Genomic DNA, 9,079 nt, shown 5'->3' with positions numbered 1-9,079 from the left:
GTTAAAGAGCAGTTGCGACGTGGCTTTCAGCTTACTGTCGCGAGGTGGCGTATATTACGCTTTCCTCTTTCAGAGTCAACCCTGAATTTCAGGATTTTTCTCTTTGTTGTTACGACCATCTTGTGAAGTGTTTCACGTTGTCGTCTCAACGGAGGCGCATTATAGGGATCCCAATTTTTTGCACAAGTACTTTTTTGATCTTTTTTTCCGTTTGTTGTTTTTTCACCCTTTTTGCTGCATTCACACACAAAACGGTGCTTTTTTGCATACTAAAAGACTTGCACAAGGCCAATAATGCACCCAAAGTCATTAGTAAATCATTTATTGTTGAGGTAAGTATGTCTGATGTTTTACGCCCATACCGCGATCTTTTTCCACAAATCGGTCAGCGCGTAATGATCGACAGTAGTAGTGTGGTTATTGGTGACGCCCGCCTGGCTGATGATGTGGGGATCTGGCCGCTCGTTGTGATTCGTGGCGATGTGAATTATGTACAAATCGGTGCCCGCACTAATATTCAGGATGGTAGCGTCTTACACGTGACCCATAAATCAACGGCTAATCCACAAGGCAATCCGTTGATCGTCGGTGAAGACGTTACGGTTGGACATAAAGTGATGCTCCACGGCTGCACCATTGGCAATCGAGTTTTGGTTGGGATGGGCTCAATTTTACTTGATGGCGCAATAGTAGAAGATGATGTGATGATTGGTGCAGGTAGCCTGGTCCCACAAAATAAACGACTGGAGAGCGGATATCTGTATCTCGGTAGCCCCGTCAAACAGATCCGCCCGTTAAGTGATGAAGAGAAGGCTGGGTTACGCTATTCCGCAAATAATTACGTGAAATGGAAGGACGGATATCTGGATCAGGGTAACCAGACCCAACCTTGATCATCTTCACTTTGTTCCTGAATTAAGTTTTCCGCTTCTTCCTCCAGGTCCCAGCGATGCTGACGAAAATTCGCTAACCACTGTTCTGGCGTATCTCCTGCAAAGCGGTTCGCCAGACTCTCTCCAGTAATAGCGCAAGTGAGCTGCATACCATTTACAAGAGCTGGAAAACAAACGCATTTTTTACTCTCGCTCCACTCTTCCCTGTCTGGAAATTGGATGGACTGATTCACGCGGACAACTCCTCCTGCAATTGCTTTATAACTGGTGCTACGTCAGGCAGAACACCGTGCCAGAGAAGGAAGGCATGAGCCGCCTGCGCCACTAACATCCCCAATCCATCCGCATTACGTTTTGAGCCTTGCTGTTCACACCATGCCAGAAAGGGCGTTTTTCCCTTCTGGTAGAACATGTCATAACAACAAATACCTGAATGGACGAGCGATGCCGGGATCGCCGGAACATCTCCACTAATGCCACTGGATGTCGCGTTAATAATAAGATCGAACTCGTGACCATCCAGTTCGTCCATACCCAACGCCTGAACACTACCAGTGTGCGCAAACAATTTCGCCAACTCTTCCGCGCGAGAAACCGTTCGGTTAGTGATTGTCACCGCACAGTCCAGAGAGAGAAGCGGCAGTAATACCCCACGAGATGCCCCACCAGCGCCGATAAGCAGAATACGTAAACCGGAGCGAATAAAAGACAGACGTTCTAGATCGCTTAACAAGCCTACACCATCGGTATTGTCACCCAGTAGGCGTCCATCTTCTAACCGCTTGAGGGTATTAACAGCACCAGCCAACGCTGCCCGTTCAGTAAGCTCATCCGCTCTGGCAAAAGCCTCTTCTTTAAAAGGCACTGTCACATTCGCACCTTTACCACCAGCACTAAAGAAAGCGTTTAGCGTGTTGATGAAATCATTGATAGGTGCCAGCACGCGGCCATAGGGATGTTCAATATTCAGTTGCTGTGCAAATTGCTGATGAATGAATGGCGATTTGCTGTGGGCTATCGGATTACCAAAAACAGCATAGGTTTCCATTATGTTACCCCTGTCGAAACAGTTCACCCGTCAGGGCATCACGAATTTCTGAAGGATTTAAACGACCGCCCGTTTCACCTAGCACAACCGGGAAATCAGCACCAAACTGTGCGTGAACTTCCTCTATTGTTCGACAAGGTGGTAATCCACTCAAGTTGGCACTGGTAGAAACCAGCGGTTTACCATAAGTCTGGCACAAAGCAACCACCAACGGATGGTCGGTAACTCGTACAGCAAGCGAATCAAAGCGGCCCGTCAACCATCGTGGTGTTGTCGCAGGCGCGGGAAAGACAAAGGTGACAGGACCAGGCCAGCGAGAAAAAATGGTTTCACGCTGCGCGCCAGTCAGCATGCTGTCATCAATATAGGGTTTAAGCTGCTCGTAATTTGCCGCGATTAAAATCAGCCCCTTATCAACCGGACGCTGCTTTAATTCCAACAGCCGCATCACTGCTGTTTCGCTATCAGGATCGCACCCGACACCAAAAACGGCTTCCGTTGGATAGGCGATGACACGTTCTTCATTGAGGACATCTATCGCAGCTGCGATAGCGTCTCCTTGCAGGTTATTATTCACGTTATTATTCCGCCGAAACCGGCTTTCCACATTGTTTACTGGCACAGAAATGTTTAACACCCTGCGCGGTTTTCTTTTCGATGAGTAGCGGATAATGACACTCAGGGCACTCTCCGGCTATTGGTTTGAAGTTAATAGCAAATTGACACTCAGGGTAGCGATCACAGGAGTGAAATGTTTTGCCATAACGGGAGCGGCGCTGGACCAGATGGCCCGTCCGACATTGAGGACAGGTAATTGCTGTTTCGTCCGGTTTATCGATAAGTTCGGTATGTTCGCATTCAGGGTAGTTACTGCAACCAATAAACATACCAAAGCGTCCCTGGCGTAATACCAGATTTGCTCCGCATGCAGGGCAAACCTGCCCCTCCAGAACTTTGACGATATGCCCATCCGCTGAAGATTTCAGAGGACGGACGTAGTCACACGCCGGATACTGTGAGCACCCAAGAAACGGACCGTGTTTCCCGGATCGAATAACCAGTTCAGCCCCGCACTTTGGGCAGGACTCATTATTACGCACCGTGAACAGTGCTGATTTCGCCATAACAACTTATGCTGAATTAAAGAAATGATTAATGCAGCATACCTTCATTCACTTCAAAGAGTAATTCTTCCATTTGCTGGTACGCATTTTCGCAGCCCGGGATGTTGAACAACACCATCAGGATCACCCATTTCAGATCATCCAGTTCGAACTCTGCGTTATCCAGCGCGAGCACTCGCTCTATCACCATTTCACGAGTTTCAAGGTTGAGCACCTGAATCTGCTCAAGGAAAAGCAGAAACCCACGGCAGCTGGCATCCAGTCGTTCACACTCTTCCGGTGTATAAATACGCATGGAGAGAGGATCCGAGGCCAGTTGCATCGGTTCTGCCAACCCTTCCTGATAATCAGCAAGTTTTTCCAGCCATAGCAGGGCATTGTAGATATCTTCTCGCTCAAAACCTGCGTCGGTAAGATCCTGTTCAAGTTTGTCTTGATCCACACGCAACTCAGCTTCAGTGTGAATATAGGTTTCAAACAAATACATTAGTACGTCGAACATGGCATGCCCTCCTCAATCGGACATAGCCGCCGGGTACAGCTGCGATCCATCCTGCTAACTCCAGTTCAAGTAGTTGAGTAACTACCTCTGGCACAGGTTGGCCGGCACGTTCAGCGACGACGTCAACAGGTGTTACCTCATCTCCTACGTTAGCCAGGAGCTCAGGAAATGGCAATGCCACGTCTTCCTGATCTGATGAATAAAATGATTTTTCATGGGCATCTGGCAACCAGTGCAATCCATATTGCAAATTTTCCAGAATTTCTTCCGGTTCCGTCACAAGAATCGCACCTTGTTTTATAAGCCAGTGGGGGCCTTCACTTCCGGGACTCCCTAATGGACCGGGCAAAGCAAAGACTTCACGTCCCTGCTCAAGCGCACAACGCGCTGTCACCAGTGAACCACTGCGCAAAGCCGCTTCCACCACCAGTACACCTTTACTTAGACCACTAATAATGCGATTTCTTCGCGGGAAATTGTAAGCAAGAGGAGGGGTATCGAGGGGAAATTCCGAGACAAGAGCCCCACCATGTTCAAGCAGACTGGTAGCAAGTCGGGCATGGCGACGCGGATGAATGGTATTTAGCCCATTCCCCAGCACAGCAACACTGACACCATTTACCTGCAAGGCCGCTTTATGCGCTACACCATCGATTCCGCGCGCCAGCCCACTGGTAATTGTCACGCCTCGCGCCGCCAGCGCCTCACATAACAGCCGCCCCCACCGTTCGCCATACCATGAATGCACCCGGCTTCCCACTACGGCCAACTGAAATGATTGCAGCGCTTGTAGATCACCAGCAACAAACAGTGCACCTGGATAATCAGCCGTTGCAATAAGTTGAGGAGGATAAAATTCACTGTCCGCTGGGATTAAATGATGGTTAGGTTGCTCCAGCCAACAAAGTGAGCTTTCAATACTCTGCTGTGAAAATGTAAGAAAGCGTTGTGCCTGTCGCGATGAAAGCCCTGTTTGCTGCAGTACAACTGCATCAATATTTGGCTGTTCTACCAGCCAGTGAGCAATGCGGACCATATCATCGCCGTACAAGCTGCTGATGCTCATTAAACGCAGCCAAATTTCGGTATCGACCATCCTTATCTCCCTGCCATAAGCAGCCTTAGCAATCTTTGCGATTGGTCAGTGATGCTGTCAATCAGAGGGGGATTTGTCTAGAATAGAAGAAATAATCTTTCTAACTCCTGAACACATCTCTGGAGATTTATGTCAGTTTTGCAAGTGTTACATATTCCGGACGAGCGGCTTCGCAAAGTTGCTAAACCGGTAGAAGAAGTGAATGCAGAAATTCAGCGTATCGTCGATGATATGTTCGAGACGATGTACGCGGAAGAAGGTATTGGCCTGGCGGCAACCCAGGTTGATATCCATCAACGTATCATTGTTATTGATGTTTCGGAAAACCGCGACGAACGGCTGGTGTTAATCAATCCGGAGCTTTTAGAAAAAAGCGGCGAAACAGGCATTGAAGAAGGTTGCCTGTCGATCCCTGAACAGCGTGCTTTAGTGCCGCGCGCAGAGCAAGTGAAAATTCGCGCCCTGGACCGCGATGGTAAACCATTTGAACTGGAAGCTGATGGTCTGTTAGCCATCTGCATTCAGCATGAGATGGATCACCTGGTCGGTAAACTGTTCATGGATTACCTGTCACCGCTGAAACAACAACGTATTCGTCAGAAAGTTGAAAAACTGGATCGTCTGAAAGCCCGGGCTTAAGGATAAGAACTAACGTGTCAGAATCACTACGTATTATTTTTGCGGGAACACCTGACTTTGCAGCGCGTCATCTCGACGCGCTGTTGTCTTCTGGTCATAACGTCGTTGGCGTGTTCACCCAGCCAGACCGACCGGCAGGACGCGGTAAAAAACTGATGCCCAGCCCGGTTAAAGTTCTGGCTGAGGAAAAAGGTCTACCCGTTTTTCAACCTGTTTCCCTGCGTCCACAAGAAAACCAGCAACTGGTCGCCGATCTGCAGGCTGATGTTATGGTCGTCGTCGCCTATGGGCTGATTCTGCCTAAAGCGGTGCTGGAAATGCCGCGTCTTGGCTGTATCAACGTTCATGGTTCACTGCTGCCACGCTGGCGCGGTGCTGCACCAATCCAACGCTCACTATGGGCGGGTGATGAAGAAACTGGTGTGACCATTATGCAAATGGATGTTGGTTTAGACACCGGTGACATGCTCTATAAGCTCTCCTGCCCGATTACCGCAGAAGATACCAGCGGCACGTTATATGACAAACTGGCAGAGCTTGGCCCACAAGGGCTTATCGCCACATTGAAACAACTGGCAGACGGCACGGCGAAACCAGAAATTCAGGATGAAACTCTTGTTACTTACGCCGAAAAGTTGAGTAAAGAAGAAGCGCGTATTGACTGGTCACTTTCGGCAGCACAGCTTGAACGCTGCATTCGCGCTTTCAATCCATGGCCAATGAGCTGGCTGGAAATTGAAGGACAGCCGGTTAAAGTCTGGAAAGCGTCGGTCATTGATACGGTAACCAACGCTGCCCCAGGAACGATCCTTGAAGCCAACAAACAAGGCATCCAGGTTGCGACTGGTGATGGCATCCTGAACCTGCTCTCGTTACAACCTGCGGGTAAGAAAGCGATGAGCGCACAAGACCTCCTGAATTCTCGTCGGGAATGGTTTGTTCCGGGCAAGCGTCTGGCCTGATAGTCCACTCTTCTAAGCCCGGTCTTGCCGGGCATTTTTATACTTATGAAAAAACAACGTAATTTACGTAGCATGGCGGCCCAGGCCGTTGAACAAGTCGTCGAGCAAGGGCAATCATTAAGCAACATTTTGCCAGCGCTCCAGCAAAAGGTTTCCGATAAAGACAAAGCACTTCTTCAAGAGTTGTGCTTTGGCGTACTGCGCACGCTTTCACAGTTAGACTGGCTGATTAATAAGTTAATGGCCCGTCCGATGACAGGCAAACAGCGGACCGTGCATTACCTGATTATGGTTGGTTTGTATCAACTGCTTTATACCCGCATTCCACCGCATGCTGCGCTGGCTGAAACGGTTGAAGGCGCTGTCACAATTAAGCGCCCGCAACTTAAAGGGTTGATTAACGGCGTATTACGTCAGTTCCAGCGTCAGCAAGAAGAGTTATTAGCCGAGTTTAATGCCAGTGATGCACGTTATCTGCATCCCTCCTGGTTGCTGAAGCGTCTGCAAAAAGCGTATCCAGAGCAGTGGCAATCTATCGTTGACGCCAATAACCAGCGTCCGCCAATGTGGCTGCGCGTTAATCGTACGCATCATTCCCGCGACAGTTGGCTTGCATTGCTGGATGAAGCAGGAATGAAAGGCTTCCCGCATTCGGATTACCCTGATGCTGTACGGCTGGAAACACCTGCACCTGTTCATGCGCTACCCGGTTTTGAAGACGGATGGGTTACCGTTCAGGATGCATCAGCACAAGGTTGCATGACCTGGCTTGCGCCACAAAACGGTGAACACATTCTGGATCTTTGTGCCGCCCCCGGCGGTAAAACAACACATATCCTTGAGGTGGCACCAGAAGCGCAGGTTCTTGCGGTTGATATTGACGAACAGCGCCTCTCTCGCGTTTACGACAATTTAAAACGCCTTGGTATGAAGGCGACCGTGAAACAAGGTGATGGCCGCTCCCCTTCCCAATGGTGTGGCGAGCAACAGTTTGATCGCATTTTATTAGATGCGCCTTGTTCAGCAACAGGTGTGATTCGTCGACATCCGGATATCAAGTGGTTACGTCGCGATCGCGATATCCCGGAACTCGCGCAACTGCAGTCTGAAATTCTCGACGCCATCTGGCCACATTTAAAATCCGGTGGAACCCTGGTTTATGCCACCTGCTCGGTGTTACCGGAAGAGAATAGCCAGCAGATTAAAGCCTTCTTGCAACGCACCGCTGATGCTGAACTTTGCGAAACCGGAACACCAGAACAACCGGGTAAGCAAAATCTGCCTGGTGCTGAAGAGGGTGACGGCTTCTTTTACGCTAAGCTAATCAAAAAGTGATGAGATAACGGGTCGCGACTGATGAAAATTATCATTCTGGGTGCCGGTCAGGTTGGCGGCACGCTGGCGGAAAACCTGGTTGGCGAGAACAACGACATTACCGTTGTCGATACCAACGGTGAGCGTCTGCGGACCTTGCAGGATAAATTTGACCTGCGAGTCGTGCAGGGGCATGGCTCTCATCCACGCGTATTGCGGGAGGCAGGTGCCGACGACGCCGATATGCTGGTTGCTGTAACCAGTTCAGATGAAACCAATATGGTTGCCTGCCAGGTAGCCTACTCACTTTTCAACACACCTAATCGCATCGCTCGTATCCGCTCACCAGACTACGTGCGCGATGCCGATAAGCTATTTCATACAGATGCTGTACCAATTGATCATCTGATCGCACCAGAGCAGTTGGTTATCGATAATATTTACCGACTGATTGAGTATCCCGGCGCATTGCAGGTGGTGAACTTCGCTGAGGGCAAAGTGAGCCTTGCAGTGGTAAAAGCCTATTATGGTGGCCCGCTTATTGGTAATGCGCTTTCGACCATGCGCGAGCATATGCCACATATCGATACCCGCGTGGCGGCAATTTTCCGCCACGACCGCCCTATCCGCCCGCAAGGTTCGACTATTGTTGAAGCTGGTGATGAAGTGTTCTTTATTGCCGCCTCGCAGCATATACGCGCGGTGATGAGTGAATTACAGCGACTGGAAAAACCGTATAAGCGGATCATGCTGGTTGGTGGCGGTAATATCGGTGCAGGGCTGGCGCGTCGCCTGGAAAAAGATTACAGCGTCAAACTCATCGAACGTAATCAGCAGCGCGCTGCCGAACTGGCGGAAAAGTTGCAGAATACGATCGTCTTTTTTGGTGATGCGTCGGATCAAGAACTGCTGGCCGAAGAACATATCGATCAAGTTGATCTGTTTATTGCCGTCACCAACGATGACGAGGCCAATATCATGTCAGCCATGCTCGCCAAACGTATGGGTGCGAAAAAGGTGATGGTATTGATCCAGCGTCGCGCTTATGTGGATCTGGTTCAGGGGAGCGTGATCGATATTGCGATTTCACCACAACAAGCAACTATTTCTGCGTTGCTTAGTCATGTGCGAAAAGCAGATATTGTTGGTGTTTCCTCATTGCGCCGCGGCGTAGCAGAAGCTATTGAAGCCGTTGCTCACGGTGATGAAAGCACCTCGCGCGTTGTCGGCAGAGTCATTGATGAAATCAAGCTACCGCCAGGAACGATTATTGGAGCGGTGGTACGTGGAAACGACGTGATGATTGCCAATGACAATCTGCGCATTGAGCAAGGCGATCACGTAATTATGTTCCTCACAGATAAAAAGTTTATTACCGACGTCGAAAGACTCTTCCAGCCAAGTCCTTTCTTTTTGTAATTAATAAGGCGTCTAATGACGCCTTATTATTTCCCTTTGATTATCAAGGATTAATTAAATTCATTCCTGGCAGGAAAATGGC

11 protein-coding genes are annotated in these 9,079 nt (G+C 49.4%); 5 read left to right on the top strand and 6 right to left on the bottom strand.

The genetic code is table 11. The features are described 5' to 3' along the window. Nucleotides 1-338 precede the first annotated feature (338 nt). Complete coding sequence (locus tag FEK42_RS11720) at nucleotides 339-893, top strand: gamma carbonic anhydrase family protein (RefSeq protein ID WP_135493035.1); 555 nt, start codon at nucleotides 339-341, stop codon at nucleotides 891-893. Here FEK42_RS11720 and FEK42_RS11715 read toward each other — a convergent pair. Genes FEK42_RS11715 through dprA form a run of 6 tightly spaced genes read right to left on the bottom strand, consistent with a single transcriptional unit; the run spans nucleotide 869 to nucleotide 4,663 of the window. After that, a complete protein-coding gene (locus FEK42_RS11715; protein WP_135493036.1) occupies nucleotides 869-1,126 on the bottom strand; it encodes a DUF1488 domain-containing protein in 258 nt (85 codons plus the stop codon). The genes FEK42_RS11720 and FEK42_RS11715 overlap by 25 nt on opposite strands. Then, a complete protein-coding gene (gene aroE / locus FEK42_RS11710) occupies nucleotides 1,123-1,941 on the bottom strand; it encodes a shikimate dehydrogenase (RefSeq protein WP_130206871.1) in 819 nt (272 codons plus the stop codon). The genes FEK42_RS11715 and aroE overlap by 4 nt, the downstream gene beginning before the upstream one ends. A gap of 4 nt (nucleotides 1,942-1,945) precedes the next feature. After that, complete coding sequence (gene tsaC / locus FEK42_RS11705; protein WP_135493037.1) at nucleotides 1,946-2,518, bottom strand: L-threonylcarbamoyladenylate synthase type 1 TsaC; 573 nt, start codon at nucleotides 2,516-2,518, stop codon at nucleotides 1,946-1,948. Nucleotides 2,519-2,522: 4 nt separating this feature from the next. Further along, nucleotides 2,523-3,065: a type I DNA topoisomerase gene (locus FEK42_RS11700; protein WP_001129723.1), complete on the bottom strand. Its 543-nt coding sequence runs from the start codon at nucleotides 3,063-3,065 to the stop codon at nucleotides 2,523-2,525. A gap of 28 nt (nucleotides 3,066-3,093) precedes the next feature. After that, on the bottom strand, nucleotides 3,094-3,567 hold the full coding sequence (smg, locus tag FEK42_RS11695) for a DUF494 family protein Smg (RefSeq protein WP_000460680.1): 474 nt from the start codon (nucleotides 3,565-3,567) through the stop codon (nucleotides 3,094-3,096). Further along, nucleotides 3,539-4,663, bottom strand: coding sequence for a DNA-protecting protein DprA (gene dprA, locus FEK42_RS11690; RefSeq protein WP_135493038.1), 1,125 nt, complete (start codon nucleotides 4,661-4,663; stop codon nucleotides 3,539-3,541). Before dprA ends, smg begins: the two co-directional genes overlap by 29 nt. Nucleotides 4,664-4,792: 129 nt before the next feature. On the opposite strand from dprA, the gene def reads away from it, so the two are divergent. The 4 genes from def to trkA are packed head-to-tail and all read left to right on the top strand — an operon-like array spanning nucleotide 4,793 to nucleotide 8,997. Beyond that, on the top strand, nucleotides 4,793-5,302 hold the full coding sequence (gene def / locus FEK42_RS11685) for a peptide deformylase (RefSeq protein WP_135493039.1): 510 nt from the start codon (nucleotides 4,793-4,795) through the stop codon (nucleotides 5,300-5,302). 14 nt (nucleotides 5,303-5,316) lie between these two features. Then, on the top strand, nucleotides 5,317-6,264 hold the full coding sequence (gene fmt / locus FEK42_RS11680) for a methionyl-tRNA formyltransferase (RefSeq protein ID WP_135490416.1): 948 nt from the start codon (nucleotides 5,317-5,319) through the stop codon (nucleotides 6,262-6,264). 45 nt (nucleotides 6,265-6,309) lie between these two features. Beyond that, complete coding sequence (rsmB, locus tag FEK42_RS11675) at nucleotides 6,310-7,599, top strand: 16S rRNA (cytosine(967)-C(5))-methyltransferase RsmB (RefSeq protein WP_138211833.1); 1,290 nt, start codon at nucleotides 6,310-6,312, stop codon at nucleotides 7,597-7,599. Nucleotides 7,600-7,620: 21 nt separating this feature from the next. Continuing rightward, nucleotides 7,621-8,997 (top strand): Trk system potassium transporter TrkA, encoded by a 1,377-nt coding sequence (gene trkA / locus FEK42_RS11670; RefSeq protein WP_135490418.1) that lies wholly within the window; start codon nucleotides 7,621-7,623, stop codon nucleotides 8,995-8,997. Nucleotides 8,998-9,079: the final 82 nt, after the last annotated feature.

Origin of the sequence: Escherichia sp. E2748 (assembly GCF_005781125.1) — a bacterium.
Taxonomy (GTDB): domain Bacteria; phylum Pseudomonadota; class Gammaproteobacteria; order Enterobacterales; family Enterobacteriaceae; genus Escherichia.
This window is presented reverse-complemented; position numbering and strand designations above follow the sequence as displayed.